This is a genomic window from Cupriavidus sp. FW306-1B-F12B, assembly GCF_058781795.1.
On record NZ_JBYSXC010000009.1, the window covers coordinates 172,352 to 198,596 of the forward strand.

Genomic DNA, 26,245 nt, shown 5'->3' on the forward strand with positions numbered 1-26,245 from the left:
ACATCATGAAACAACTGCAAGACGCATATATCGTTGCGGCCACCCGCTCGCCGATCGGCAAGGCCCCGAAGGGCGCGTTCAAGAACACGCGCCCGGACGACCTGCTGGCAACCATCCTGAAGGCTGCCGTGGCACAGGTGCCGGACCTGGACCCGAAACTGATCGAAGACGCCATCGTCGGCTGCGCGATTCCTGAAGCGCAGCAGGGCCTGAACGTGGCCCGCATCGGCGCGCTGCTGTCGGGCCTGCCCAATACCGTGGGCGGCATCACCGTCAACCGCTTCTGCGCCTCGGGCGTGAGCGCGGTGGCGATGGCGGCCGACCGCATCCGCGTGGGCGAGTCCGACGTGATGATCGCCGCCGGCGTGGAATCGATGAGCATGGTGCCGATGATGGGCAACTCGCCGTCGATGTCGCCGGAGATCTTCACCCGCGACGAGAACGTGGGCATCGCCTACGGCATGGGCCTGACCGCCGAGAAGGTGGCGCAGCAATGGCAGGTCAGCCGCGAGGACCAGGATGCGTTCTCGCTGGCCTCGCACCAGAAGGCCATCGCGGCGCAGCAGGCCGGCGAGTTCAAGGACGAGATCACGCCGATCGAGATCGTCGAGCGCTTCCCCGACCTCGCCAGCGGCCAGGTGAACGTGAAGTCGCGCACGATCTCGCTGGACGAAGGCCCGCGCCCGGAGACCTCGCTGGAAGGCCTGGGCAAGCTGCGCCCGGTGTTTGCCAACAAGGGCAGCGTCACCGCCGGCAACAGCTCGCAGACCTCTGACGGCGCCGGCGCGCTGATCCTGGTCTCGGAAAAGATCCTCAAGCAGTTCAACCTGGTGCCGCTGGCGCGCTTCGTCTCGTTCGCGGTGCGCGGCGTGCCGCCCGAGATCATGGGCATCGGCCCCAAGGAAGCGATTCCGGCGGCGCTGAAGGCCGCGGGCCTGACCCAGGACCAGCTCGACTGGATCGAACTGAACGAGGCCTTTGCCGCGCAGTCGCTGGCGGTGATGCGCGATCTGCAACTGGATCCGGCCAAGGTCAACCGCATGGGCGGCGCGATTGCGCTGGGCCACCCGCTCGGTGCCACCGGTGCGATCCGTTCGGCCACGGTGGTGCACGCGCTGCGCCGCCATAACCTGAAGTACGGCATGGTGACCATGTGCGTTGGCACGGGCATGGGCGCCGCAGGTATTTTCGAGCGCGTCTAAAACGCGCCTGCGGGACGGCTCCTCGGGGCTGTCCCGCCCTTCTGTCAGGTGAAGAAAGCAGTACCGGGGCTGCCGCCCGCCATGCGGGTCACCAGGTAGGGGAGACAATAATATGCAGGAGACAGCCATCCTGGCCGATGCCGCGTGCGATCTGCCGCGCGACATCATGGCCCAGCTGAAGGTCCACACCATTCCGTTCCGCATCCGCGCGGGCGAACATTTTGTCGCCGATACGCGCGATGAAGACGCGCTGCCCACGCTCTACCAGCAATACCTGGTTGGCCGCCAGGACCACTACGCCGAATCGATCCCGCTGCTCGAGCGCGAGCTGGAAGAACACCTGCTGCGCAACGTGGTGGCCCATTGCGACCGCGCCATCCTGTTCACCATCGCCAGTTCGCGCAGCAAGCTGTATGCGCATGCCACCGGCGCGGTGATCGGCACCGTGGCGCGCAGCGTGCGCCTGCGCAAGGAAGCCGGGCGCACCGGCCTGTTCGACCTGACCGTGGTCGACACCGGCGCGATCGGACCGGGCCAGGCGCTGATCGTGCGCGAAGCCGCGCGCATGGCCGCCGCAGGCGCCAGCCCGCAAGCGGTGCGGGAAGCGGTCGAGACGCGCCTGCGCGATGCCGCCCATATGTTCCTGGTGCCCGACGAGCTGCTCTACATGTACACGCGCGCGCGCCAGAAGGGCGAGGGCAGCATCACCTGGGGCCGCTATGTGATGGGCAGCGCCTTCAATATCCGCCCGGTGGTGCGCATGCACCGCGGGCACACCGAGGCCATCGCCAGGGCACGCGGCTCCGAGGAGGGTGCGCGCCGCGTGCTGCAGCATGCCGAGCAGTGCATCCGCGGCGGCGACCTGATGGTGCCGGCGATCTCGGTCTGCTATGCCGGCCCGCTCGACGCCGTGCGCGCGATGCCAGCCTTCCAGTCGCTGGAGCGCACCGCGCGCGGCCAGGGCGTGGCACTGATGCTGGCGCCGATGAGCCTGACGGTGGCGCTGAATGTCGGCGCGCGCGCGTTCGGGCTGAGCTATCTTTCCGAATCGCCGCCGCCTTTTGAATAACCCCAGCAATGCATCCACAGACGAGGACACCATGAGCATCCGCACCGGCATCGAGCAGGGCATCCTGACCATCGAGTTCGACCGCATCGACAAGAAGAACGCCATCACCGCGGCGATGTACCAGGCCATGGCCGACGCGCTGCGCGCGGCCGAAACCGACCGCAATGTGCGCGCCATCCTGCTGCGCGGCAAGCCGGAGATCTTTACCGCCGGCAACGACCTGGAAGACTTCATGCAGCGCCCGCCTAGCGCCGGCGATGGCGCCGAGCAGGCGCCGGTGTTCCAGTTCCTCTACCAGATCAGCCACGCCACCAAGCCGATCGTGGCAGCCGTCAGCGGTGCCGCGGTCGGGGTGGGCACCACCATGCTGCTGCATTGCGATCTGGTTTACGCGTCCGATACGGCCAAGCTGTCGCTGCCGTTCGTGCAGCTGGGCCTGTGTCCTGAAGCGGCCTCGAGCCTGCTGCTGCCGCGGCTGGTCGGCTACCAGCGCGCGGCCGAGAAGCTGCTGCTGGGCGAAGCCTTCAGCGCGCAGGAGGCGCTGGAGATCGGGCTGGTGACGCGGGTGCTGCCGGTGGCCGAGCTGCACGACTTTGCGCTGCAGCAGGCGCGCAAGCTGGTAGCCCTGCCGGCGTCGTCGCTGCGCGAGAGCAAGCGGCTGATGAAGGCGGGCGATATGACGGCAGTGGAAAAGCAGATGGCCGACGAGGGCGCGGTGTTCCGGAAGATGCTGGTGGCGCCGGAGGCGAAAGAGGCGTTTGCTGCCTTCTTCCAGAAGCGCAAGCCGGATTTTACGAAGTTCGAGTAAACCTGTCCGATTCGCCCCTCGGTAATGCAATGCCGGGGGGCCCTTTCCTGGCGACTCCACGCTCCTGTATCTCTGGATGGCTGAACCGGTGGGACTAGTCGCCTAATCGACAAAGAAGTATCAGGTTTCGCTGATTGATTCCTTATGGAAGCTCTGGCGCAATGGCGTGCGGTGAAAACCTATCTCCAAGCAAGGTGCGGCCATGGTTACCAGAACCTATCTCATCAAGGGCGACAAAGCAAACAATGGGGCCACGATCGTTGGTGGCAGCCTCGGATCCAGCTACGAAGGCAACCCGACAGCGCGTGAAGGCGATCCGGTGTACTGCCCAGTCTGCAAGCGAACGGGAGTCAGCGTCTGCGTCGGCCCACGCTGGCCCAGCACGGATGAGGGCAAGGAAGAAGCCTTGAGCGGTGACATCTGCGCGTGCGGTTGCAGTCCGCGGCCTGTCTTCTTTGCGTCGCGACCGTACACGATGACCATGACGGCAGAGGATGCTGCGCAGTGGCATAAGGCGCATGCGCGGAAACAGCGCCGGCTTTCCCACCTCGCCGGTGACTGTCAGGTACGACGAACAAATTCGAGCGCGATCGGGAGCGGCCCTCGTCGCAGGCTATCCGTACTTCGTTGAGATCTCCGATGGCCGGACGTTCGCCGGGCGCCTGGACGAAAGCGGAAAGCTGCCTCGCGTATATACGGAGAACGCCGACGAGTACTCGGTCTATTGGGGCGACGAAGCCCTGGCAAAGCAGTGCGAGGGGTCCGAGCATGCCTAACAAGAGAACAATCGTTAGGACAAATTCGACCCCGGATTCCATCAAGGAGGTATCACTAAAGGCTGTTACATTCGCTGAGCTGTGGACGGCCTATCCGCAAGGCGCACCGTACGTCGATCCAAAGACAGGAGACATACCGCCAGGTTTCGAGAACCAGTGCGCGATTCGCATGAGCGTGACCCTGCACCGGGTCGGCATCGAGATGAAGTCCTTTCGCGGCAAGGGCCAGATTCGCTTGGACGGCAAGCGCACGGCAGTCCTGGCGTCCGAGATGGCGGATTGGCTGCGGCTGAAGCCGCTGGCGGGCATCGGCGCGCCGGAAAACGTCACGGGGGCCGATTGGCAGAAGAAGATCAAGGGGCGCACAGGAATCGTTGCCTTCAAGAGCTACTGGAGGCGGGACGGTGAATCGGCTGGCAATGCGACAGGCGGTCACGTTGACCTGTGGAACGGATCGAGGCTGACCATCAGCAGTGCGCCCGGTGCTATTGCAACAATTGGTCGCAGCTTGGGCTGGGACGCATTGTTTCCCGGCACCCACTACGGGTGGTCGGATCTCGGGCGGTCAACGGAGATACTTTTCTGGGAAATCAAGTGAACAAGCGGCGCATTGCCATCAAAGCAGCATTCGTCGGCACTGGTCTGGCCAGTGTTCTCACATGGTCCCGTGTCGATGTTTACCTCTGCGACATGTTCCCGAGCCTGTGCATGCCGCGGCCTGGGACTTGCGTTGGAATCGATATATGCCCTTCTGATATCCGGATGCTGCTGGGTTTGATCTTGCTGATACCTGTGCCACCAGCCTTGTTTGGTGTCCTGGGGTTCCTGCTTTGCGCGCGTGTCGATAGAGTCACCGTGCTGGCTGCCGCGCTGGCGGGGGCGGTCCTCGCACATTGGGCGGTTGTGTTCACTGTAACCAGGATCATTGCGCTGTAGTGCCAAGGGGGCGGCGCAAATGGACAGGACATTGGAAGGAATGTATTGACCTGCCGCCCCTCAAGCCGACGGCAACGCCCGCGGCTGCCGCGATTCATCCGTCGCCACATACGTCAGCGTGGCCTCCGTCACCTTGACGATCTCATTGCTGTGGCGCATCCGTTGCGCGTAGACCTCGACCGACACCGTGATCGAGGTACGGCCGGTCTTGACGATGTCCGCATAAAAGCTGACCAGGTCGCCAACGAACACCGGATGCTTGAACAGGAAGGAGTTGACCGCGACCGTGGCCACGCGGCCCTGGGCGCGTTCCACCGCCGGGATCGAGCCGGCGATATCCACCTGCGCCATGATCCAGCCGCCGAACACGTCGCCGTGCACATTGGCGTCGGCGGGCATGGGCACCACGCGCAGAGCGGGATTCTTGCCGGCGGGCAGGGCGGGGACGGTGTGGGGAGCGTTCATGACGGTGTGTGGTGGACTGCGGAAGGAGGCGGAGCGCGGCGAAAGACCCTTCGCCTGCCACGTAATGCGAACTCTGCGACAATCGCGCATTGGCTCGAATTCTAACGTATGCGCCGCTATTCCACGACCGCTGAGCCGGCCCCCGCTCCTGCTTCAAACACGCTCTTTCCCGGTCAGCGCGCGCCCCGCAGCGACTGGCAGACGGTGCGCAACCTGCTGCCCTATGTCTGGCACTACAAGTGGCGCGTGATGCTGGCGCTGGCGTGCCTGGTGTCGGCCAAGGTGGCCAACCTGGGCGTGCCGGTGCTGATGAAGCAGCTGATCGACAGCATGAACCTGCAGCCGGGCGACCCGCGCGCGCTGCTGGCCGTGCCGGTCGGGTTGATCGTCGCCTACGGGCTGCTGCGGCTGTCGGCGACGCTGTTCACCGAGTTGCGGGAGATGCTCTTTTCCAAGGTCACGCAGAGCGCCGTGCGCGAGATCGCGCTGCAGGTGTTCCGGCACCTGCACGCGCTGTCGCTGCGTTTCCACCTGGACCGGCAGACCGGCGGCATGAGCCGCGACATCGAGCGCGGCACGCGCGGCATCCAGTCGCTGATCTCGTATTCGCTGTACAGCATCCTGCCCACGCTGGTCGAGATGGGCCTGGTGATCGGCTTCTTTATCCTGCACTACGACATCTGGTTCGCGGCCATCACCGGCTGCGCGCTGGTGGGGTATATCGTCTTCACCATCGTGGTGACGGAATGGCGCACGCATTTCCGCCGCCGCATGAACGAGCTCGATTCGCGCGCCAACCAGAAGGCGATCGATTCGCTGCTCAACTTCGAGACCGTCAAATACTTCGGCAATGAAGAGTACGAGGCGCAGCGCTACGACGAGAACCTGCGCAAGTACCGCACCGCCGCAATCCGCTCGCAGAACTCGCTGTCGTTCCTGAACTTCGGCCAGCAGACCATCATCGCGCTGGGGCTGATCCTGATCCTGTGGCGCGCCACCGTGGGCGTGGTCGACGGCAAGCTCACGCTGGGCGACCTGGTGCTGGTCAACACGCTGATGATCCAGCTCTATATCCCGCTGAACTTCCTCGGCGTGATCTACCGCGAGATCAAGCAGGCCACCACCGACATGGACCGCATGTTCGTGCTGCTGGGCACCAACCAGGAGGTGGCCGACGCGCCCGGCGCGCAGCCGCTGCAGGTCAGCGGCGCGCAGGTGCGCTTCAGCGACGTGCGCTTCAGCTATGAGCCGGACCGGCTGATCCTGGATGGCGTGGATTTCACCATTGCGGCGGGCACCACCACCGCCGTGGTCGGTCACAGCGGCTCGGGCAAGTCGACGCTGGCGCGGCTGTTGTTCCGCTTCTACGACGTCAACGGCGGCGCCATCGAGATCGACGGCCAGGACATCCGCGCGATCACGCAGGACAGCCTGCGCCGCGCCATCGGCATCGTGCCGCAGGACACGGTGCTGTTCAACGACAGCATCTTCTACAACATCGCCTACGGCCGGCCAGACGCCAGCCGCGACGAGGTCATCGCCGCCGCGCGCGCCGCGCAGATCGACAGCTTCATCCGCGAGCTGCCGCAGGGGTACGACACCCCGGTGGGCGAGCGTGGCCTGAAGCTGTCCGGTGGCGAGAAGCAGCGCGTGGCGATCGCGCGCACGCTGCTGAAGAACCCGCCGGTGCTGGTCTTCGACGAAGCCACCTCGGCGCTGGATTCACGCACCGAGCAGGCGATCCAGGCCGAGCTGATGCGGCTGGCGCAGAACCGCACCACGCTGCTGATCGCGCACCGGCTGTCCACCGTCGTGCATGCCGACCAGATCCTGGTGATGGACCACGGCCGCGTCGTCGAGCGCGGCACCCATGCCGAGCTGATGCGCGCGCGTGGCCGCTACGCCGAGATGTGGGACATCCAGGCGCGCGCCGCCGCCAAGGGCGGCGAAGCCGTGGGCGCGGATGCACTGGCACTCGACGTGGGCGACGCCACGCAGGACGCCTGACGGGGCTGCATTCTCCTGCATCCGCGTGCACCAAGGGGTGGCGGGCATTGTCGACAATCATTGCCGACGATGGCGCTGCGGCAATCGCCTCGCACGTTTTTGGTTCGGCAATCGCTTGCGGGCCCGCCCTGAAACGGGGCTGAAAAACCTGGCACGTCCCTTGCGGACGAATCCCTCCGAGATCACGATCAACGGAGAGATTCCATGCCTCATTTCCACGCTGCGCTAGCGTCCGCCGGCGTTTGCGCTGCTGCCGCCGAGAACCATGAACATACCGGCACGCGCGCGTCCCGCACTACGGCACGGCGCCGCCTGCTGAAGCTCGGCGTGATGATCGGCACCAGCCTGGTGCTGTCGACACAATTCGCCGGCGCGGCCTACGCGCAGGCTGCACCAACCAAGCTCCGCTTCCAGCTCGACTGGCGCTTCGAAGGGCCGGCGGCGCTGTTCCTGCTGGGCGAGCAGAAGGGCTACTACAAGGCCGAGAAGCTCGACGTCTCGATCGACGCCGGCAACGGCTCGGGCAACGTGGTCAACCGCGTGGCCTCGGGCACGTACGACATGGGCTTCGCCGATATGTCGTCGGTGATGGAGTTCTACGGCAACAACCCCGACGCGAAGAACAAGCCGGTGGCCGTGATGATGGTCTACAACAACACGCCCGCCGCCGTTCTCGCGCTGAAGAAGTCCGGCATCCGCGCGCCGAAGGACCTCGCCGGCAAGCGCATGGGCGCGCCGGTGTTCGACGCCGGCCGCCGCGCCTTCCCGATCTTCGCCAAGGCCAACGGCCTGCAGGCGTCCTCGTTCAACTGGCAGGCGATGGACCCGACGCTGCGCGAGACCATGCTCACGCGCGGCGACCTCGATGCCATCACCGGGTTCTCGTTCACATCGATCCTGAACCTGAACGCGCGCGGCGTGAAGGATGAAGACATCGTGGTGCTGCCGTACCCGCAGTTCGGCGTGAAGCTGTACGGCAACGCGGTGATCGCCTCCGAGGAATTCATGAAGAAGAACCCGGAGGCAGTGAAGGCCTTCCTGCGCGCCTTCAGCAAGTCGGCGCGCGACGTGATCGCGCGGCCGGAAGAGGGCATCAAGGCGGTCAAGGCGCGCGACGGCATCATCGATGAGAAGCTGGAAGTGCGCCGGCTCAAGCTGGCGCTGGACAGCGTGGTCAAGTCGCCGGATGCGAAGGCCGAGGGCTTCGGGCGCATCAGCAAGCCGCGCCTGTCGCTGATGGCCTCGCAGGTGGCCGATGCCTTCGGCACCAAGGGCCGCATCAACCCCGATGCGCTGTGGACCGATGCGTTCCTGCCCAGCGCGGCCGAACTGGATGTGCTGCGATGATGACACGCCAGGCTGCCTTCATGCCCGCCTCTGGCGGGAGCGCCGCGCCCGCGGCCGTGGAACCCTTTGTCGATTTCAACCGGGTCTGGCTGGCCTATAACGACGAGCTCGCGCACAAGGGCGAGTTCGCGGTCGAGGACATCTCGCTGCAGGTGGCGCCGGGCGAGTTCATCGCCATCGTCGGCCCGTCCGGCTGCGGCAAGTCCACCTTCATGAAGCTGGCGACCGGGCTCAAGCCGGCCACGCGCGGCGTCGTGAAGATTGCCGGCCAGAAGGTGACCGGCCCGCTCAAGCAGGTCGGCATGGCCTTCCAGGCGCCCACGCTGCTGCCGTGGCGCACTACGCTGGACAACGTAATGCTGCCGCTGGAGATCGTCGAACCATATCGCTCCACCCTGCGCGCACGTCGCGACGAGTACGTCGAGCGCGCGCGCAAGCTGCTGCATACGGTGGGCCTGGCCGGCTACGAGGACAAGTACCCGTGGCAGCTGTCCGGCGGCATGCAGCAGCGCGCCTCGATCTGCCGCGCGCTGGTCCACCAGCCGCGCATGCTGCTGCTGGACGAGCCCTTCGGCGCGCTCGACGCCTTTACGCGCGAGGAGCTCTGGTGCGTGCTGCGCGACCTGTGGCAGGCGCAGCGCTTCAACGTGATCCTGGTCACGCACGACCTGCGCGAGGCCGTGTTCCTGGCCGACACCGTCTACGTGATGAGCCAGCGCCCGGGCCGCATCCTGATGCGCAAGGAGATCGACCTGCCGCGCCCGCGCGACCTGGAACTGACCTATACCGAGCCCTTTGCCGACCTGGTGCACGTGCTGCGCGAGAAGATCGGCCATGTGCGCCAACACTGAGGCAAAGCTACCATGATGACTCTCACTTCCGCGCAGGAGCGCCGCGTGCAGCGCGTGGCGCCTTGGCTGCTGCTGGCCGCGGTGCTGCTGCTGTGGCAGGGCGCGTGCATGGCCTTCGGCGTGTCCGACTTTATCCTGCCGACACCATCGGCGATCGTGGCCTCGCTGGTGGAATATGCCGACGTAATCGCCGGCCATGCGTGGCGCACCTTCTGGACCACCATGGTGGGCTTCGGCGTAGCCATCGCCGTGGGCGTGCTGCTGGGGCTGGCAATGGGCTCGTCGCGGCTGCTCTATGCCGCCAGCTATCCGCTGATGACGGCCTTCAACGCGCTGCCCAAGGCCGCCTTCGTGCCGATCCTGGTGGTGTGGTTTGGCCTGGGCGCGGGTCCGGCCATCCTGACCGCGTTCCTGATCTCGTTCTTCCCGATCATGGTCAATATCGCCACCGGCCTGGCCACGCTGGAGCCGGAGCTGGAGGACGTGCTGCGCGTGCTCGGCGCCAAACGGCGCGACGTGTTGTTCAAGGTCGGTCTGCCGCGCGCCATGCCGTATTTCTTCGCATCGCTGAAGGTGGCGATCACGCTGGCCTTTGTCGGCACCACGGTGTCGGAGATGAACGCCGCCAACGAAGGCATCGGTTACTTGCTGGTGTCGGCCGGCTCGGCCATGAAGATGCCGCTGGCCTTTGCCGGGCTGGTGGTGATCGCGGTGATGGCGATGGCGATGTACGAGCTGTTTGCGGTGGTCGAGAAGCGCATGACCGGCTGGGCCCACCGAGGCTAGCCATGCTTCAGCTGCCGGCCTGCGTCAACTGGTAGCTCGTGCAATAGCTGAAGCGGCTGGCCGGATGGACACCGGTGGTCACGACAATGGCCTGTTCACGCAGGAAATAAGTCCGGGTGATGCGCAGCCCGGCCGATTTGTCGGGGACCTGCAAGGCCTTTGCCTGAGCGCCTTCGATCAGCCAGCCTTCCACTTTCTGCTCGACGCGGGTGATCTTGATCCCGTACTGCTTCTCGACCATCGTGTACACCGGCACGTCCAGGGTCTCGCCGAACTGGGACAGGGCACCATATGTGCCGTCGACGTAGATGTCGACCAGCGCAATCGGCTCGAGGGCGGGCGGGCAGCCATAGCGCGTGCCGGCAATGTGGAGCCACGCGGCACCGGGCGCGCAGCGCAGCAGTGCCGCCAGGGCTTCATCAGCCTGGATGGTGCTGCTTCCTGAGGTGCGCAGCGTCGTGCCCTTGGCGTAGCTGACCAGGTCGGCCGGAGAGTCCATGACTTGCATGAAGCGGCTCTGCGGCCGGTCCGCGATCACGCGCGTGCCCACGCCTGCTTGCCGGGTCACCATGCCGAGGCTGGTCAGCTTCTGCACGGCCTGACGCACCGCGTACCGGCTCAGATTCCACCTTTCGCACAATTCGGCCTCGGTCGGCAGCAGTTCGCCGACCGGTGGGCGGCCGCCGATGATTTCCTGCATCAATGTGCGTGCCAGGTCCAGGTGGCGCGGAGTGTTGGCGGCCAGCGCGGCCGCGTAGGCGTCGGTGTCGTCTTGCATGCTTTCAAGCGCTTTCAGAGTCGCTTCATGGTCGCGGGGCAGAGGGAACAGGCTGCCTCCAGCCTTTTGCCAATGCTAGCACGGGCGGCAGGGTTTTTCCTAATATTCGAATGTTCGAACAAACTTCTATAGTTCGAGCCATCGAAGGGCGGCGAGCCGTTTTTCGCCTCGATGCCGTCCTTGTTTCCTGGAGATTCCCAAGCATGTATCCCATCGACTTCCTGTGGCGCGCCGCCCACCGGTATCCCGGCCGGGTGGCCATCATCGGCCCCGCCGGCGAGCTGTCGTTCCGGGCGCTGGCAGACATGGTGCTGCAGCGAGCCGCCGCACTCACCGCGATCGACCCTGCGCCGCGCAGCCGGGTCTGCGTCGGGGCCGCGAACACGGTTGACCACCTGGTGGCGATCCTGGCAATCCTGGCCGCCGGCAAGGTGTGGATACCGCTGAACCCGCGCAACGGCGACCCCGAGCTGCACCGCATCGTTGATTTCGTCGAGCCGTCGCTGGTGCTGGCGGACGCCGAGATGGCGGCGCGGCTGGTGGGTATCACCGTGCCAGTGCGTCCGCTGGCAGAGCTCGCTTGCCATGCGGGTGACGTCAACACGGTCATGATGGGACCCCACGGGCGCGGTGGTGTCCCCCTCGACGCCGCGCAGGCGATCAAGTTCACCGGCGGCTCGACGGGGTTCCCCAAGGGCGTGATCCAGCCGCTGCGCGCCTGGAACGCGAACATCGCCACCCAGATCCATGAACTGGGCCTGACGCCGGATGACCGCTACCTGGTGGCCGCGCCGATCACGCACGGCACCTCGACCTACATGCTGCCGTTGCTGGGCGCTGGCGGCGCATTGATCTTTCCGGCGCACAACAAGGCGGCGGCATTGCTTGATGCGGCGCAGGCCCATGGCGCGACGCTGTTCTTCGCGCCCCCGACGCTGATTCTGTCGCTGGTGGAAGAGCAGCGCCGCGCGCCCCGTGGGCTGCGTTCACTGCGCTACCTGGTCTACGGCGGCGCGCCGATGCGCCCGGAACAGATCCGCGATGCCCAGGCGGTGTTCGGTCCGATTCTCTGCACGTCCTTCGGCCAGACCGAGGCGCCGCAGATCATCACCTTCCTGCCGCCGGGCGACATGACCGGCACCAACCTGGCTTCCGTCGGAAAGCCATCGCTGCTGACCCGGGTTGCCATCGTCGACAAGCACGGCAACGTGCTCAAGGCCGGGGAGGAGGGTGAAATCGCCGTGCGCGGCGACCTGGTGATGAGCGGCTACCTGAAGGCGGAGCAAGAGACCCGCAAGACGCTGGTCGACGGCTGGCTGCGCACGGGCGATGCCGGGGTCCTTGATGAGCGCGGCTACCTGTTCCTGCGCGACCGTATCCGTGACGTGATCATCACCGGCGGCTTCAATGTCTACCCCAGCGATGTCGAGGTGGTGCTGTCCGCGCACCCCGCTGTCGCCGACTGCTCGGTGGTCGGCATCCCGGATGCCAAGTGGGGCGAGGCCGTCCACGCGGCCGTGCAACTGCGCCCGGGCATGCGTGTCGACGCCGCCGACCTGATTGCGCTGGTCAAGCGCGAGCTGGGCTCGGTCAAGACGCCCAAGCAAGTACACCTGTTCGATGCGCTGCCGCGCAGTGCGGTGGGCAAGGTGCTGAAGCCCGCGGTCCGGGCAACCATCGTGGGCACCGGGAGCGCATCATGAGCCAGCCGCAAGCGGGCGCCGCGCCGCGCACCAAGCTCTGCCACTACACCACGCAGGCGGTCTACTACGGCGACGATGACCTGGTGGGCGACCTGCTCGGCCAGGCCAGCTTTGTCGATGTCTTCATGAAGCAGACCTTCGGCAGCGCGCCGACCGCGGCCCAGCGCCGCATCGTCGAAGCGGTGTTGGTCACGCTGATGGAGCACGGCATGACGCCGAGTGCCATCGCCACGCGCATGATCTATGCGAGCTCGCCGGAAAACCTGCAGGCGGGTGTGGCAGCCGGCTTGCTTGCGGTGGCCAGCCAGTTCATCGGCACCATGGAGCCGGCCGCCGGCCTGCTTGACCAGATCGCGGTTGCCGGCGAAGCGGGCGCTGCCGAGGCGCAGCGCATTGCCCGGGACTACCGCGCCAGGCGCGAGGCGGTGCCTGGTTTTGGCCACCACCTGCACCGCCCGGACGATCCACGCGCCCTGGCCTTGCTGGCGCTGGCGCGCGAGCTTGGCACCCATGGCTCGCGCTGCGCCGCGCTGGCGCTGCTTGCCGCCGAGGTGGATGCCGCCGCCGGGCGCCATATCACCATCAACGCCACCGGTGCGATCGCCGCCGTGCTCGGCGACATCGGCATCCCGGCCAGGCTGATGCGCGGTTTCGCCGTGCTCAGCCGCACGGCTGGCCTGATCGCCCATATTGCCGAAGAGCAGCGCGAGCCATCGGGGCGGTTCATCTGGGACCTCGTTGACCACGCGATGAAGCCCCCACATCCCGCGGACCAGCCAGGCTGACGATCCCGGTACGGCCTTGCGCACCTGTTCCATCAGAAAACAGCAAGAGGAGACAACATGACACAAACGGACCAGTCCATTCAGCGCCATCACCACATCACGCTGAGCGTGGGCACCGCACAGGACGACTATGACTTCCACACCAAGGTGCTGTCGCTCAAGAGCGTGAAGAAGACGCTGATCTATGACGGCGGTACGCCGTTCTATCACCTGTACTACGGCAACGACGTCGGCGAGGAGAGCACCCTGATCACCTGCTTCCCGGTGGCGCATTTCGGGCGCAAGGGCAAGCGTGGCACGGGGCAGATCGGCAGCCTGGCGCTGTCGGTGCCGGTATCGGCGATTCCGTTCTGGGAGAAGCGCCTGGCCGACCATGGCTTCGAGGTCCGCCGTTCGGAACGGTTCGGGGAAACGGTGCTGGCATTCGCGCATCCCTGCGGTGTCGAGTACGAGCTGATCGGCATTGCCGACGATGCTCGCAAGCCTTACTCCAACGGCGAAGTGCCTGCGGAGCTGGCCGTCCGCGGCCTGCATACGATCGCGGTCAATGTGCGGGAAATGGAGACTTCGCAGGAGTTCATGCAGACCGGCTGGTCGGGCCGCGAAGTGGCACGCGACGGCAAGTACACCCGCTACGCATTTGGCGACGGCGGCTCCGGCAAGTTCGTCGACTATGCGCTCGAACCCGGCATGCCCCAGGCGAGCTGGACTTACGGCGAGGGTACGGTGCACCACTGCGCGTTCCAGGTCGAGGATCGCATGGTCCAGGACCTGGTCAAGGCCCGTCTCGAGGGGATGGGCCTGACCGATACGTCGGAGCGCAAGGACCGCGGGTATTTCGAGTCGATCTACGTGCGCACCCCCAGCGGTGCGATGTTCGAGGCCACGGTATCCAAGCCGGAAGCTTTCCTGATCGACGAGCCCTACGAACGCCTGGGCTCGGAGCTGAAAATCGCACCGCAGTTCGAGAGCCAGCGCGCCAGCATCCTGCAGTCGCTGGAAACCCTGAACTATTGAGAGAACGGGCCATGGCAGTTCCAACGCCCTGCCGCTCGCCCATCGCCCGTTATGCCGGGAAGACTATGCCTGACATCAATCCCCACATGCAGACGCCGCTGAGCGTGTTCGATGCGCCGGCTGGCAACGCGAAGCTCGCCGCGATCCTGGTGCATGGGCGCGGCCAGTCCCCCGCGCTGATGCGCGAGCTGCTGGTCAGCCGCATCAGCCACCCCGGGGTCGCATGGTTCGCGCCGCTGGCGGCGGACAATTCCTGGTACCCGGAGCGCTTCATCGCCCCCCTCGACACCAATGAGCCGAGGCTCTCGCAGGCGCTGGAGCGCATCGACGTCCTATCCGAGGCGCTGCTGGCCATGGGCTTTCCTTACGCATCCCAGGTGCTGGTCGGGTTTTCACAGGGCGCTTGCCTCTGCAGCGAGTTCCTCTGGCGCCAGCGCCGCAGGTATGCGGGGCTGATCGCCTTCACCGGCGGACTGATCGGACCGCCCGGCATGCCCCGCGACGGCTCGCATCGCGAACTCGAAGGCATGCCGGTGCTGCTCTCCACCTGGGACCAGGATCCGCATGTGCCCGCCGACAGCGTGCGCGAGTCGGCCTCATGGTTCAGCGCGGTCGGCGCCGACGTCACCCTCAAGGTGGAGCCGGGCAGCGAGCATGGCATCCGCGACGCGGAAGTCACCTATGCCAATACCCTCCTGGCTGCTTGCGCGCCGGGAACCTGTTGATCATCTGGAGCAGTCACCATGCAGTCATTCGTGCATGAATCCCGCGCTTGCCGCGTCGTCTTCGGCCGCGGCGCACGGCAACACCTTCCGCGCGAACTGGACCAACTGGGGCTGCGGCGGGTGCTGGTGCTGACCACCCCGGAGCAGGTGGCGCTCGGCCAGCAAATCGCCGATCTCCTCGGGGACCGCTGCGTCGGCGTCTACGGCGAAGCCGTGATGCATGTGCCCGCAGACGTCGCCCGCGCCGCGGTCCAAGCCGTGCATCGGGCCGGCGGCGATGGCTGCGTGGCCGTTGGCGGCGGCTCCACCATCGGCCTGGCCAAGGCGATCGCGCTCAACGCGGATTTGCCTATCATCGCCTTGCCGACGACCTATGCCGGCTCCGAGATGACGCCGCTCTACGCCATCACCGAGGGCGGTCTGAAACACGCCGGCCGCGACTGGCGCGTGGCGCCGCGCAGCGTTATCTACGATCCGGATCTGACGCTGACGCTGCCCCAGGGCCTCACCATGACCAGCGGCATGAATGCCATCGCCCATGCGGCCGAAGGCCTGTACGCAAGCGACGGCAACCCGGTCTACAGCCTGATGGCGGAGGAGGGCATCCGCGCCCTGGCCAGTGCGCTGACATGCCTGAAGCGCGCTCCCACGGATGCCGATGCGCGCGGCGACGCGCTGTACGGCGCCTGGCTGTGCGCCACCGTGCTGGGCAACCTGCAGATGGGTCTCCACCACAAGCTGTGCCATACGCTGGGTGGCAGCTTCAACCTGCCGCATGCGGAAGTCCACACCGTCATGCTGCCTTACGCGCTGGCCTACAACGCCGCGTCGGCGCCGCAGGCGATGGCGCGCATTGCCCGCGCACTGGGTCGCGGGCCCGCCCCCGCCGGCCTGCGCGAGCTGGGCGCGGCGCTTGGCGTGCCACGGTCCCTGCGCGAGATCGGCATGCCGGCGCACGGCCTCGATCATGCCGCGGACCTGGTGGTGCAGACGCCATATCCCAATCCGCGCCCGATCGAACGCGGGCAGGTCCGGGAGCTGTTGCAGCGGGCCTACGAAGGCGCCGATCCGGCCTGACCGGCGAGCCGCCTGAACGAGAACACCCATCCTGATCCCATACCAGCGCGCAGGGTCCGATGACCGGGCGCCGCAGTGGAGTTACTTGCCATGCCATACATCATTCGCGGCTACTTCCGGCAGGACGTTGCGCAGGCGCGCCTCAAGCTTCGCCCTGAACATATCCGCCACATCCTGTCCAGGTTGCCGGAGATCGTCTGCGCCGGTGCGTTGTGCGGGGAGGACCAGCGTCCGCAAGGCCTGTTTCTCGCCGTCGGCTGCACCGACAGAGAGCAGGCGCAATTACTGATCGCGGACGATCCGTACTGCCGCGCAGGCTTGTTCGAACGGATCGAGATCGAACCCTTCCTGCAATTCGTCCCGCATCCCAACCCGCGCATCCTGCACGAGGAACTGGAGCGCGCGCTGCAGAGCGCAACCATGGCTGCGCGATAAACCTGCCCGGCGCCGGCTAGCGTCCGCGTAGCCGCCGCGTATCCCCTGAGCTTGCCATGCAGTGAAACCCTGCGGGGCGGAATTCGCCCGCGGCCGGCGCAGCCTTGCGCATCCAATTCAGACAGAAGACCTGAACCATGCAACGTATCAAACGCATCCTGCTGTCCGGCTTGCCCGTGGCCATCATTGGCGGGCTTCTTTATGCCGGCTTGTTCGTCAAGCCCAAGCCGGCAGGCAAGTCCGTCGCGCAGCCGCTGGTGGAACGCGGCGACGCCTTCTACGGCCTCGCCGTGCTGCCCGATGGCCGCATGTGGGCCGTGGGCACGAACGGGAAGATCCTGCACAGCGACGATGCGGGACAGGGCTGGCACATGCAGCGCACCGCCAGCCAGGAGACCTTGCAGGACATCGCCGCCTGGGATGCGCGCCGCGCGGTGGCGGTCGGCAATGAGGGTGTGGTCCTGACCACGGCCGACGCCGGCCTGACCTGGGCCCCGGCGCAGGCACCCAGGTCAGCCATCAGCAACAAGCTGATGCGCGTCCATGTGAGCCAGGACGGCAGTGCGTGGGCGGTCGGCAGCGGCGGCGTGCTGCTGCGCTCGCGGGACTACGGCAAGCGCTGGGAGTCCGCGGCGCAGGGCGAGGACACCGCATGGAACGGCATCGCCTTCGACGGGCCGCGCGGCTGCGTGGTGGGCGAGTTCGGCCGCATCCGCATCACCGGCGATGCCGGCGAGCGCTGGACCAGCGTCGCCAGCCCGGTCAAGCACAGCCTGATGTCGGTCAGGTTCAGGGATTCCAGCCACGCCATTGCCGTGGGCCTCGGCGGAACCGTGCTGGTCAGCGACAACGGCGGCGCCAGCTGGACGCAGGCCGCCAGGGCCACCGACGAGGACCTGCTCGACGTCGCCTGGGACGGCAGCCAATGGATCGCCGTGGGAGACAAGGGGGTGGTGCTGGTGGCCGGCCCGGATGCAGGCAGCTGGCGGCTGACGCGGTTCGAGCCGCTGGACCGCCGCTGGTACACGCGCGTGCAGCCGCACGGCGGCAAGTACTACGCCGCGGGCTCGCGCCTTGCCGTCAAGGAAGCGGCAGCCCTGTAGACGCATTGTCCAGGGACGACCGAAGAATATGGAGGAGAACATGAATACGACAGAACAGGGCAGGCTCGAACGCTTCGTCGAGTCCTGCATACGCCGGCGGGCCTACGTGACCGGCATCTTCCTGCTGGTCACGGCAGTGATGCTGGTGGCCGCGCTGCGGGTGGAGGTCAGGACGGTCTTCGAAGACCTGCTGCCGCGCAGCCATCCCTATATCCAGGTCCATGAGCAGTACAAGCAAGCGTTCGGCGGCTCGAACGTGGTCAGCCTCGTGCTCGAGGCCGAGCAGGGCGACATCTTCAACACCGCGTTCCTCACCAAGGTGAAGTCGGTAACGTCCGCCCTGCAACAGGTGGACGGGGCGAACCAGTTCCAGATCGTTTCGCTGGCATCGCGCAAGCTCAAGGAAATCCGCGGCTCGACCGAGGCCATCGATTCCAGCCCGCTGATGTGGCCCGATGTCCCGCAGGACCAGTCGGGGCTGGAGGCCCTGAAGCAGGCCGTGCTGAATAATCCCCTGGTCTATGGCGCCTATGTCTCGAAGGACCTCAAGGCTGCGCTGGTCACGGTGGATTTCTATGAAGGCGCCGCCGACTACAACAAGATCTTTCCGCAGGTGAGGGCGATCGCCGATGCCGCGCGCGGCGACGGCGTGCGGGTGCGCGTGACCGGCGAGCCCATCCTCTACGGCTGGGTCAACCACTTCCTGCCGGAGACGCTGCACATCTTCCTGCTGACGATCGGTTGCCTGGTGCTGCTGCTCTTCGTCATCGCCCGTACCTGGCGCGGCACGCTGCTGCCGCTGCTGGCGGGCCTGAGCAGTGCCATCTGGGCGCTCGGTGCCGCGCGCCTGCTGGGCTATAACCTGGATCCGCTGGTGATCGTGATCGCCTTCCTGATCACCGCGCGCGCCATCTCGCATTCGGTGCAGCTGGTGTCGCGCTTCGATGAAGAGCTTGCCGCGGGGGCGGACACCACGCGCGCGGCGGCCAAGGCCAGCATGCTGCAGCTGTTCAAGCCAGGCATGCTGGGTGTGGTGGCCGACGCGGGCTGCATGATCGTGGTGGTGCTGACGCCGATTCCGCTGATGCACAAGGTGTCAATCATCGGCACGGTGTGGGTGATGACGATCGCATTGAGTGCCTGCGTGATGACGCCGGTGCTGCTTTCGTGGGTGCACTACCCGCGCGGGTATGCCCATCGGCTGGATCTCGGACCCGGCATCGACCGCATCCTGGGCGTCTGCGTGCGCAGCGCCACCTCGCGCTGGCGCTATGCAGTGCTGGCCGGGGCGGCGGCGGTGTTTGGCGTGTCGGCGTGGTACGCGACCCGTATCCAGGTGGGAGATGCCCAGCCTGGCTCACCCATCCTCTGGCAGGACTCTGCCTACAACCGCGATGCGGCGGCCATCAACCGGCAGTTCCAGGGCTCTGACCGGCTGTACGCGGTGTTCGCGGGGCACCAGCCCAACGCGGTCAAGTCGCCCGCGGTGCTCGCGAGCATGGCGGGCATGCAGCGCTACATGGCGGCCCAGCCAGAGATCGGCGGCAGCGCGTCGATCGCGGACGTGATCCCGATGGTGCGCCGCGTACTGAACGAGAACAACCCGCGCTACCAGGAGCTCGGCCGCACGGCACAGGAGAACGGCGAGCTGATGTACATGTTCGTGTCGGGTTCCGATCCCGGCGACATGGCGCGCTTCACTGATGCCCAGGCCCGGGATGCATCGGTGACGTTCTACTTCCGCGACCACCAGGGCGAGAGCATCCGCACCGCCATGGCGCGGCTCAAGGCCTACGTCGATGCCCATCCGCTGGCGGAGGGCAGCTACCGCCTGGCGGGCGGCCTGGTCGGGGTGCTGGCTGCGGTCAACGAGGTGATTCTCGCCGGCCAGATCGAAAGCATCGCGCTGGCCTTGCTGGTGTTGGTGATCTGCTGCGCGGTCGCCTACCGCTCGGTCACGGCGGGCATCTTCTTCATGGTGCCGGTGATCCTGTCCAACACCATCACCTTCAGCTACATGGCGTGGAAAGGCATCGGCATGAACCTCAGCACGCTGCCGGTGGCCGCGCTGGGTATCGGCCTCGGGGTCGACTACGCCTTCTACATCGTCGACGGCATCAAGGAAAAGATCGCCGAGGGCAAGGACCTGTCCGCGGCCACCATCGCCTCGCTGCTGGGCGCCGGCCGTGGCGTGGTCGTGACCGCGCTGACGCTGACCACCAGCGTCGTGCTGTGGTGCGCATCCTCGCTGAGGTTTCAGGCCGATATGGGCGTGTTGATGGCGATCTGGCTCTTCGTCTCGGCGCTCAGTGCCCTGTTCATCATGCCGGCGATGGTGCTGGTGTTCCGGCCGGCATTCATCGTGAAGGCGGCAGGCGAGCGAACGGCGCCCGGCGGCGGCCAGGATCTCGCCATGCGCGCAGTGCCTGAGGCCTAGCGCCTCGGCCAGTCATAAGAAATAAAAGCAAACACCAACAGGAGGAGACCGTGACATTGAATTCTTGGGGAGAGCGGCGCATGAAGTCCGGCGCCGCAGGCCTGGCGCTGATGCTGCTGGCGGCGTCGCCAAACGCGCTCGCCGCGGATGCGGAAGAGGCTGGCGCGACGGCCGCGGCCAGCGCGGAAAGCGCCGACGGCGGCGACGGTAAATCAGATGACTACAGCTTCCGCCTGGGCGGCTATGCGCGCACGTGGGCCTCTTTCAATCTGCAGAATCCGCCGGAGACCAGCCGCAATGACCGGTTTTCGCCATCCATGCTGCGCGCGGCGCTGCTGCTCAATGCCGACGCGAAAACCGGACCGGTCACATGGAAGGTGGTCGGGCGGGCCGAAGGGGAGTACAAAACGCGATACCTGAAGGACCTGGAGCAACTGAATCGGTCCAACTCGCCAGGCGGGCCGGGCAGCCGGCTGATGGACCAGTATGACCAGGCCGACCTGCGCGAGTACTACATGGAGTTCGCGCCCGTGGAGCGGGTCAACTTCCGCATCGGCAAGCAGCAGGTCGTCTGGGGCGAGACCGATTTCTTCCGCGCCCTGGATCTCGTCAATGGCTTCGATTACCGCTGGCGCTCCTTCCTGGAGCGCGAAGGCGACGAACTGCGCAAGCCGTTGTTCCTGGTCAAGGCCAAGGTCAATGTGCCGGAGGCGGACGGCAGCCTGCAATTGCTGTATCGGCCAGGCATCGACCGGAACCGGGACATCGGCAACAGCTACGATCTCTACGGCGGCCGCTGGGCGGGGCAGCCTTACAAGGGCGTCGACTTCCTGGCGCCCGGCGCGCTGAACTACAACTATCGCCACCCGGGAGCGAATGTCAGCGATCAGACCGGAGGCGTACGCTGGGAAGGGATCGCGGGACCGGTGAACTATTCGCTGGCCTACCTGAAGACATTCAACAACGACCCGGTGGTGAACTCGGCCTTCGCGCCTTCGGGTGCCGCGCCGACCGGCGCGCTCGGGGATTTCATCTTCCCCAAGATCGACCTGTTCGGCGCCACCGTCAGCGGCTATGTGCCCGCCATCGACTCCGTGCTGAGCACGGAGCTGGTCTACACGCGCAACGCGCCTTACAACATCGGCACCAGCTTCTTTGGCGGTGCCCTGCCGGGCTTTGGCGGGATCATCAAGAAGGACGTGGTCACCACTATGTTCCGGATCGACAAGAGCCTGAACCTGACGAAGCTGCTGGGCACCAGCCGGCCGTCATTCTTCTCGGTCCAGGTGTTCGACAAATGGATCCAGAACTACAAGCGGTCGGACGATATCGTCAACCTGGTGGGCTATGGCGCCGCGGCCAAGGAGCACTCCACCATCGCCACGGTGATATTGGGGCTGAATTACAGGAACGACAAGATCAATCCGCAGCTTGCCGCGGGGGTGGACCTGCAGGGCCGCGGGGGCTTCCTGATCCCGAGCGTGGAGTTCGTCTACGGCGACCACTGGCGCCTGGTGCTGGAGGCGGATCTGTTCTTTTCCAAGAACAAACGTCAGCCCGGCCAGGTGGAGGGGTCGACGCGCCTGTTCGGCACCTTTGCCAACAATAGTCAGTTCCTGGCCCGCCTGACGCGACAGTTCTGACAGTTCCAAATAAGGAGACACATCATGTATCGCATCCAGAAGACACTCGCGCTGTGCATGCTTGCCGCGCTAGGCGGCACTTGCGCCGTCGCCACTGAACTGCCCGCCGGCACCGTGATCGACAAGGCCAACATCGACAAGGTCAAGAACGACACCTTCGACGGCCACACCATTGCGAGCCTGCTGACCGAGAAGCTTGAATGGCAGATCCGCAATACCGGCCTGACGATTCCGCTTGGCCACGCCAAGCCCGTGCAGCTCGATCCCAAGTACCTTGAGGCGACCCGCAAGAACGCGGGCAAGGCGCAGTTCGATGAAAAGACGCGCGAGGTCACGGGTTGGGAGGCCGGCATTCCCTTCCCGCAAGTCAGCCAGAACGACCCCTTTGCCGGCGACAAGCTGATCTGGAACTTCTATTACGCCTCACCGGAAGGGGACGTCATCAACAACAAGGTCACCTTCCTGATGATCAGCGGCGACAAGGGCCTGGAGTCGACGCAGGACTGGGTGTTCCAGCGCTATTACATGAAGGGACGGCTCAGCGGCGACAAGCCGGTGCTGGGGGATGGCAGCGTGCTCAGCAAGACGCTGTTCGCCGCGACCGCGCCGGAGGATATCCGCGGGCTGGGCACGTTCACCATCCGCTATGACAGCCCGAAGGTGGAAGACAGCTGGGCCTATATCAAGTCGGCCCGGCGCACGCGGCGCCTGTCCGGCGGGGCGTGGATGGACCCGGTGGGCGGGCTCGATGTGCTGAACGACGACATCTACGTCTGGAACGCCAGGCCCTCGTGGTATCCGAAGATCAAGCTGGTGGGCAAGCGCTGGATCCTGGCAATTTCGGATGCCAGGCTCGGCTACACCCCGTCGAAGAAGGGGACGCCGGACGAATGGAAGACCGTGGACCTGAAAAACGCGCCGTACTGGAACCCGGTGCAGACCTGGCAACCGCGCGAGGTGTGGGTGATCGAAGGCACGCCGCCGGGCGAGCACCCGTACGGCAAGAAGGTGGTCTATATGGACGTGAACTATCCGCGCGTCTACATGGGCGAAGCCTATGACAAGAAGGGCGAGTTCTGGAAGTTCATCAACTTCCATATGACCCCGTCAGTGGGCGAGGACGGTACCAAGTACTCTTCTTCGATCCAGGGCGACATCATCGATTTCAAGGCGCGCCACGCTTCGATCTACATGTTCCGCGGCTACAAGCTCAATGAAGCGAAGATCAAGGAAGGCGACATGACCTACAGCGCGTTGGAGTCCATCGCCAAGTAACAAGCCGACCTTCACAAGCGCGGCCCGGACCGCGCTTCTTCTGGTGCCAGGCCCGCCCGGGGGCGTGCCGGCCAAGGATTCAGGGATCATGGAAATCAAGATAATGACGGATGAACAGCGCAAGGCGGTTGCGCTGGAGTATTTCAAGCGCATGGACCGCGGCGAAAGCGTGCTCGATCTCTTTGACGAGCATGCCGAGTTCTGCTTTCCCAAATGGGGAGTGGCGCACGGCCGCGCGCAGATCGAGCAGCTGTTCGGGGACCTGATGGGAATCCTGGAGTCGGTCCGCCATGATATCGCCCATGCCAACTTCATCCAGCAGGGCGACTTGCTGGTGGTGGAGGGCACCTCGGCCGGAAGCCTCAAGAGCGGCGAGACCTGGCGCGCGGACGTCACCCACGCCGGGCGCTGGTGCGATGTGTTCGAAATCCGCGACTTCCGCATCCAGCGCTGCTATGTCTACCTGGATCCCGACTATGGCGGGCAGGATGTCGGGCGCTATCCGTGGCTGCGCCAGCGGCACGAGGGCAAGGGCGGGGCAGCGTAGTCCGCCGTGCTCCCCGGGGCCAGGTGACGGCCCCCATGCCGCGGGTGGATAATCCGCGTCATGGAAATCAAATGGCTTGAAGACTTCGTCAGCCTGGCCGAGACGCACAGCTTCTCGCGCTCGGCCGAGCTGCGCCACGTCACGCAGCCCGCGTTCTCGCGCCGCATCCAGTCGCTGGAGGCGTGGGTCGGCACCGAACTGATCGACCGCTCGAGCTACCCCACCAGCCTGACCCCGGCCGGCAAGGTGTTCTACGAGCAGGCGCTGGCCATGCTGGCGCAGGTCAGCGAGACCCGCGCGCTGATGCGCGGCCAGCGCTCGGCCAACGCCCAGGTGCTGGAGTTCGCGGTGCCGCATACGCTGTCGCTGACCTTCTTCCCGGAATGGCTCAAGGCGCTGGAGCGCAGGATCGGCACGCTGCCGTGCCGGCTGCGCGCGCTCAACGTCCACGACGCGGTGCTGATGCTGGTGGAAGGCGGCTGCGACCTGGTGATGGTCTACCACCACGCGCGCCAGGCGATCCAGCTGGATCCGGCCCGGTACGACATGCTGGTGCTTGGTACCGAGCGGCTGTCGCCCTACAGCGTGCCGGACGCTGCCGGCAAGCCGCAGTTCCGGCTGCCCGGCACCGACAAGAAGCCGGTGCCCTTCCTCAGCTACACGCCCAACGCCTTCCTCGGCCGCATGGTCGACCTGCTGCTGGCCGACACCTCCGAGGCGCTCAAGCTCGACAAATGCTACGAGACCGACATGGCCGAGGCGCTCAAGGTGATGGCGCTGGCCGGCCACGGCATGGCCTTCCTGCCCGAAAGCGCGGTGCGCGAGGACGTGGCCGCGGGCCGGCTGGTGCGGGCCGAGTCGGCGCGCGGGCTGCCGTTGTCGATCGATATGGAAATCCGCCTGTACCGCGAGCGCCCGGGCGAGAACGGCAACGAACGCCGCGCCGGCGCACGGCGCAAGCGCCAGCTGGTCGACCTGGTGTGGTCGACCTTGTCGGCGGCCCAGTCCGCCCAGCCGGCCGGCTCCCCAGTTTCCGCCAGATGACAACGTTATGCAGGTTTTGCATGACCGGATGAGCAAACGGCATTGGATTCGGGCGGGGCGCCAGCCCTAAGCTTGCGGGCATTCTTCACACCGGAACCAACCGATGTCTTCCGCAGCACCGACCAATATTGCTGGCCAAAAGCACGCACTCCCGTCTTACCTCAATGCCGACAATCTCGGCCCCTGGGGCATCTACCTGCAGCAGGTCGACCGTGTCACGCCTTACCTGGGCTCGCTGGCACGCTGGGTCGAAACCCTCAAGCGCCCCAAGCGCGCGATGATCGTCGACGTTCCCATCGAACTGGATAACGGCACCATTGCCCATTTCGAGGGCTATCGGGTGCAGCACAACCTGTCGCGCGGCCCGGGCAAGGGCGGGGTGCGCTTCCACCAGGACGTGACCCTGTCCGAGGTGATGGCGCTGTCGGCCTGGATGTCGGTGAAGAATGCCGCGGTCAACGTGCCCTACGGCGGTGCCAAGGGCGGCATCCGCGTCGATCCGCGCACGCTCTCGCACGCCGAGCTGGAACGCCTGACGCGCCGCTACACCAGCGAAATCAACATCATCATCGGGCCGAGCAAGGATATTCCGGCGCCGGACGTGAACACCAACGCCCAGGTCATGGCCTGGATGATGGACACGTACTCGATGAACTCCGGCAGCACGGCCACCGGCGTGGTGACCGGCAAGCCGATCTCGCTGGGCGGCTCGCTCGGCCGCCACGAAGCCACCGGCCGCGGCGTGTTCGTGGTCGGCTCCGAGGCCGCGCGCAATATCGGCCTGGAGATCAAGGGCGCGCGCGTGGCGGTGCAGGGCTTCGGTAACGTGGGCGCGGTGGCGGCCAAGCTGTTCCATGAGGCCGGCGCCAAGGTGGTGGCGGTGCAGGACCACCGCACCACGCTGTTCGACCCGGCCGGCCTGGACGTGCCGGCAATGATGGAATACGCCTCGCACAGCGGCACCATCGAAGGCTTCCGCGGCGAAGTCCTGCGTACCGAGCAGTTCTGGGAAGTCGACTGCGACATCCTGATCCCGGCCGCGCTGGAAGGCCAGATCACGGTGCAGAACGCGCCCAAGATCACGGCAAAGCTGGTGATTGAAGGCGCCAACGGCCCGACCACGCCGCAAGCCGACGATATCCTGCGCGAGCGCAATATCCTGGTCTGTCCCGACGTGATCGCCAACGCCGGCGGCGTGACCGTGTCCTACTTCGAATGGGTGCAGGACTTCTCCAGCTTCTTCTGGACCGAGGAGGAGATCAACCAGCGCCTGGTACGGATCATGCAAGAAGCCTTCCGGGCAATCTGGCAAGTGGCACAGGACAACAAGGTGACGCTGCGCACGGCGGCGTTTATCGTGGCCTGCACGCGGATCCTGCAGGCGCGCGAGATGCGCGGCCTGTATCCCTGATCTGGGCACGGGAAACGG

At 65.9% G+C, this 26,245-nt stretch carries 25 protein-coding genes; 23 read left to right on the forward strand and 2 right to left on the reverse strand.

Going from position 1 to position 26,245, the window contains the following annotated elements:
• The first annotated feature begins 2 nt into the window (after nt 1-2).
• The 6 genes from AC3WLE_RS17140 to AC3WLE_RS17165 all read left to right on the forward strand — a co-directional run bounded on the left by AC3WLE_RS17140 (nt 3) and on the right by AC3WLE_RS17165 (nt 4,453).
• Complete coding sequence (locus AC3WLE_RS17140; RefSeq protein ID WP_037025321.1) at nt 3-1,202, forward strand: acetyl-CoA C-acyltransferase; 1,200 nt, start codon at nt 3-5, stop codon at nt 1,200-1,202.
• A gap of 112 nt (nt 1,203-1,314) precedes the next feature.
• Nucleotides 1,315-2,271: a DegV family protein gene (locus tag AC3WLE_RS17145; protein ID WP_492355831.1), complete on the forward strand. Its 957-nt coding sequence runs from the start codon at nt 1,315-1,317 to the stop codon at nt 2,269-2,271.
• A 31-nt stretch (nt 2,272-2,302) separates the two neighbouring features.
• Entirely contained in the window at nt 2,303-3,079 is a 777-nt protein-coding gene (locus AC3WLE_RS17150; protein ID WP_492355830.1) for an enoyl-CoA hydratase, read from the forward strand.
• Between the two features lie 202 nt (nt 3,080-3,281).
• The gene (locus tag AC3WLE_RS17155; protein ID WP_492351982.1) at nt 3,282-3,710 is read left to right on the forward strand and encodes a PAAR domain-containing protein; all 429 of its coding nucleotides are present in this window, start codon (nt 3,282-3,284) and stop codon (nt 3,708-3,710) included.
• Complete coding sequence (locus AC3WLE_RS17160) at nt 3,598-3,855, forward strand: hypothetical protein (protein ID WP_492351997.1); 258 nt, start codon at nt 3,598-3,600, stop codon at nt 3,853-3,855. Before AC3WLE_RS17155 ends, AC3WLE_RS17160 begins: the two co-directional genes overlap by 113 nt.
• Nucleotides 3,848-4,453 (forward strand): type VI secretion system amidase effector protein Tae4, encoded by a 606-nt coding sequence (locus tag AC3WLE_RS17165; protein WP_492351981.1) that lies wholly within the window; start codon nt 3,848-3,850, stop codon nt 4,451-4,453. The genes AC3WLE_RS17160 and AC3WLE_RS17165 overlap by 8 nt, the downstream gene beginning before the upstream one ends.
• Nucleotides 4,454-4,851: 398 nt before the next feature.
• Here AC3WLE_RS17165 and AC3WLE_RS17170 read toward each other — a convergent pair whose 3' ends face one another.
• Entirely contained in the window at nt 4,852-5,256 is a 405-nt protein-coding gene (locus AC3WLE_RS17170) for an acyl-CoA thioesterase (RefSeq protein WP_492355829.1), read from the reverse strand.
• A gap of 108 nt (nt 5,257-5,364) precedes the next feature.
• Here AC3WLE_RS17170 and AC3WLE_RS17175 point away from each other — a divergent pair, with 108 nt between their 5' ends.
• The 4 genes from AC3WLE_RS17175 to AC3WLE_RS17190 all read left to right on the forward strand — a co-directional run bounded on the left by AC3WLE_RS17175 (nt 5,365) and on the right by AC3WLE_RS17190 (nt 10,247).
• The gene (locus tag AC3WLE_RS17175; RefSeq protein WP_492351980.1) at nt 5,365-7,263 is read left to right on the forward strand and encodes an ABCB family ABC transporter ATP-binding protein/permease; all 1,899 of its coding nucleotides are present in this window, start codon (nt 5,365-5,367) and stop codon (nt 7,261-7,263) included.
• A 204-nt stretch (nt 7,264-7,467) separates the two neighbouring features.
• Complete coding sequence (locus AC3WLE_RS17180) at nt 7,468-8,610, forward strand: ABC transporter substrate-binding protein (protein ID WP_492355828.1); 1,143 nt, start codon at nt 7,468-7,470, stop codon at nt 8,608-8,610.
• Nucleotides 8,607-9,461 (forward strand): ABC transporter ATP-binding protein, encoded by an 855-nt coding sequence (locus AC3WLE_RS17185; protein WP_492319045.1) that lies wholly within the window; start codon nt 8,607-8,609, stop codon nt 9,459-9,461. Before AC3WLE_RS17180 ends, AC3WLE_RS17185 begins: the two co-directional genes overlap by 4 nt.
• Nucleotides 9,462-9,473: 12 nt before the next feature.
• Nucleotides 9,474-10,247 (forward strand): ABC transporter permease, encoded by a 774-nt coding sequence (locus AC3WLE_RS17190; RefSeq protein ID WP_010813920.1) that lies wholly within the window; start codon nt 9,474-9,476, stop codon nt 10,245-10,247.
• A gap of 7 nt (nt 10,248-10,254) precedes the next feature.
• Here the strand turns inward: AC3WLE_RS17190 and AC3WLE_RS17195 are convergent, their stop codons facing one another.
• Entirely contained in the window at nt 10,255-11,025 is a 771-nt protein-coding gene (locus AC3WLE_RS17195) for a GntR family transcriptional regulator (protein ID WP_492355827.1), read from the reverse strand.
• Between the two features lie 203 nt (nt 11,026-11,228).
• On the opposite strand from AC3WLE_RS17195, the gene AC3WLE_RS17200 reads away from it, so the two are divergent.
• From AC3WLE_RS17200 to AC3WLE_RS17260, 13 genes are all read left to right on the forward strand, one after another.
• The gene (locus tag AC3WLE_RS17200) at nt 11,229-12,728 is read left to right on the forward strand and encodes a class I adenylate-forming enzyme family protein (RefSeq protein WP_492355826.1); all 1,500 of its coding nucleotides are present in this window, start codon (nt 11,229-11,231) and stop codon (nt 12,726-12,728) included.
• Entirely contained in the window at nt 12,725-13,513 is a 789-nt protein-coding gene (locus AC3WLE_RS17205; RefSeq protein WP_492355825.1) for a citryl-CoA lyase, read from the forward strand. The genes AC3WLE_RS17200 and AC3WLE_RS17205 overlap by 4 nt, the downstream gene beginning before the upstream one ends.
• A gap of 57 nt (nt 13,514-13,570) precedes the next feature.
• Entirely contained in the window at nt 13,571-14,530 is a 960-nt protein-coding gene (locus AC3WLE_RS17210; protein WP_492319049.1) for a VOC family protein, read from the forward strand.
• Nucleotides 14,531-14,616: 86 nt separating this feature from the next.
• Nucleotides 14,617-15,255: an alpha/beta hydrolase gene (locus AC3WLE_RS17215; protein ID WP_492319050.1), complete on the forward strand. Its 639-nt coding sequence runs from the start codon at nt 14,617-14,619 to the stop codon at nt 15,253-15,255.
• An 18-nt stretch (nt 15,256-15,273) separates the two neighbouring features.
• Entirely contained in the window at nt 15,274-16,332 is a 1,059-nt protein-coding gene (locus AC3WLE_RS17220) for a maleylacetate reductase (RefSeq protein WP_492319051.1), read from the forward strand.
• Between the two features lie 90 nt (nt 16,333-16,422).
• Complete coding sequence (locus AC3WLE_RS17225; protein WP_492319052.1) at nt 16,423-16,767, forward strand: YciI family protein; 345 nt, start codon at nt 16,423-16,425, stop codon at nt 16,765-16,767.
• Between the two features lie 137 nt (nt 16,768-16,904).
• Complete coding sequence (locus tag AC3WLE_RS17230) at nt 16,905-17,870, forward strand: sialidase family protein (RefSeq protein WP_492355822.1); 966 nt, start codon at nt 16,905-16,907, stop codon at nt 17,868-17,870.
• Between the two features lie 40 nt (nt 17,871-17,910).
• Nucleotides 17,911-20,307 (forward strand): efflux RND transporter permease subunit, encoded by a 2,397-nt coding sequence (locus AC3WLE_RS17235; protein WP_492355821.1) that lies wholly within the window; start codon nt 17,911-17,913, stop codon nt 20,305-20,307.
• Nucleotides 20,308-20,357: 50 nt separating this feature from the next.
• Nucleotides 20,358-21,950, forward strand: coding sequence for a DUF1302 family protein (locus AC3WLE_RS17240; RefSeq protein WP_492351974.1), 1,593 nt, complete (start codon nt 20,358-20,360; stop codon nt 21,948-21,950).
• Between the two features lie 24 nt (nt 21,951-21,974).
• Nucleotides 21,975-23,225, forward strand: coding sequence for a DUF1329 domain-containing protein (locus tag AC3WLE_RS17245; protein ID WP_492355820.1), 1,251 nt, complete (start codon nt 21,975-21,977; stop codon nt 23,223-23,225).
• A gap of 88 nt (nt 23,226-23,313) precedes the next feature.
• The gene (locus AC3WLE_RS17250) at nt 23,314-23,772 is read left to right on the forward strand and encodes a nuclear transport factor 2 family protein (protein WP_492319057.1); all 459 of its coding nucleotides are present in this window, start codon (nt 23,314-23,316) and stop codon (nt 23,770-23,772) included.
• 60 nt (nt 23,773-23,832) lie between these two features.
• Nucleotides 23,833-24,816: a LysR substrate-binding domain-containing protein gene (locus AC3WLE_RS17255; protein WP_492355819.1), complete on the forward strand. Its 984-nt coding sequence runs from the start codon at nt 23,833-23,835 to the stop codon at nt 24,814-24,816.
• Nucleotides 24,817-24,919: 103 nt separating this feature from the next.
• Nucleotides 24,920-26,227: a Glu/Leu/Phe/Val family dehydrogenase gene (locus AC3WLE_RS17260; RefSeq protein WP_439671255.1), complete on the forward strand. Its 1,308-nt coding sequence runs from the start codon at nt 24,920-24,922 to the stop codon at nt 26,225-26,227.
• Nucleotides 26,228-26,245 lie beyond the last annotated feature (18 nt).

Excerpts from the sequence above, each read along its gene's own strand:
- AC3WLE_RS17145 (WP_492355831.1), top strand. The coding sequence starts at position 1,315 with ATGCAGGAGACAGCCATCCTGGCCGATGCCGCGTGCGATCTGCCGCGC.
- AC3WLE_RS17150 (WP_492355830.1), top strand. The coding sequence starts at position 2,303 with ATGAGCATCCGCACCGGCATCGAGCAGGGCATCCTGACCATCGAGTTC.
- AC3WLE_RS17155 (WP_492351982.1), top strand. The coding sequence starts at position 3,282 with ATGGTTACCAGAACCTATCTCATCAAGGGCGACAAAGCAAACAATGGG.
- AC3WLE_RS17160 (WP_492351997.1), top strand. The coding sequence starts at position 3,598 with ATGCGCGGAAACAGCGCCGGCTTTCCCACCTCGCCGGTGACTGTCAGG.
- AC3WLE_RS17165 (WP_492351981.1), top strand. The coding sequence starts at position 3,848 with ATGCCTAACAAGAGAACAATCGTTAGGACAAATTCGACCCCGGATTCC.
- AC3WLE_RS17170 (WP_492355829.1), bottom strand. The coding sequence starts at position 5,256 with ATGAACGCTCCCCACACCGTCCCCGCCCTGCCCGCCGGCAAGAATCCC.
- AC3WLE_RS17175 (WP_492351980.1), top strand. The coding sequence starts at position 5,365 with ATGCGCCGCTATTCCACGACCGCTGAGCCGGCCCCCGCTCCTGCTTCA.
- AC3WLE_RS17180 (WP_492355828.1), top strand. The coding sequence starts at position 7,468 with ATGCCTCATTTCCACGCTGCGCTAGCGTCCGCCGGCGTTTGCGCTGCT.
- AC3WLE_RS17185 (WP_492319045.1), top strand. The coding sequence starts at position 8,607 with ATGATGACACGCCAGGCTGCCTTCATGCCCGCCTCTGGCGGGAGCGCC.
- AC3WLE_RS17190 (WP_010813920.1), top strand. The coding sequence starts at position 9,474 with ATGATGACTCTCACTTCCGCGCAGGAGCGCCGCGTGCAGCGCGTGGCG.
- AC3WLE_RS17195 (WP_492355827.1), bottom strand. The coding sequence starts at position 11,025 with ATGCAAGACGACACCGACGCCTACGCGGCCGCGCTGGCCGCCAACACT.
- AC3WLE_RS17200 (WP_492355826.1), top strand. The coding sequence starts at position 11,229 with ATGTATCCCATCGACTTCCTGTGGCGCGCCGCCCACCGGTATCCCGGC.
- AC3WLE_RS17205 (WP_492355825.1), top strand. The coding sequence starts at position 12,725 with ATGAGCCAGCCGCAAGCGGGCGCCGCGCCGCGCACCAAGCTCTGCCAC.
- AC3WLE_RS17210 (WP_492319049.1), top strand. The coding sequence starts at position 13,571 with ATGACACAAACGGACCAGTCCATTCAGCGCCATCACCACATCACGCTG.
- AC3WLE_RS17215 (WP_492319050.1), top strand. The coding sequence starts at position 14,617 with ATGCAGACGCCGCTGAGCGTGTTCGATGCGCCGGCTGGCAACGCGAAG.
- AC3WLE_RS17220 (WP_492319051.1), top strand. The coding sequence starts at position 15,274 with ATGCAGTCATTCGTGCATGAATCCCGCGCTTGCCGCGTCGTCTTCGGC.
- AC3WLE_RS17225 (WP_492319052.1), top strand. The coding sequence starts at position 16,423 with ATGCCATACATCATTCGCGGCTACTTCCGGCAGGACGTTGCGCAGGCG.
- AC3WLE_RS17230 (WP_492355822.1), top strand. The coding sequence starts at position 16,905 with ATGCAACGTATCAAACGCATCCTGCTGTCCGGCTTGCCCGTGGCCATC.
- AC3WLE_RS17235 (WP_492355821.1), top strand. The coding sequence starts at position 17,911 with ATGAATACGACAGAACAGGGCAGGCTCGAACGCTTCGTCGAGTCCTGC.
- AC3WLE_RS17245 (WP_492355820.1), top strand. The coding sequence starts at position 21,975 with ATGTATCGCATCCAGAAGACACTCGCGCTGTGCATGCTTGCCGCGCTA.
- AC3WLE_RS17250 (WP_492319057.1), top strand. The coding sequence starts at position 23,314 with ATGGAAATCAAGATAATGACGGATGAACAGCGCAAGGCGGTTGCGCTG.
- AC3WLE_RS17255 (WP_492355819.1), top strand. The coding sequence starts at position 23,833 with ATGGAAATCAAATGGCTTGAAGACTTCGTCAGCCTGGCCGAGACGCAC.
- AC3WLE_RS17260 (WP_439671255.1), top strand. The coding sequence starts at position 24,920 with ATGTCTTCCGCAGCACCGACCAATATTGCTGGCCAAAAGCACGCACTC.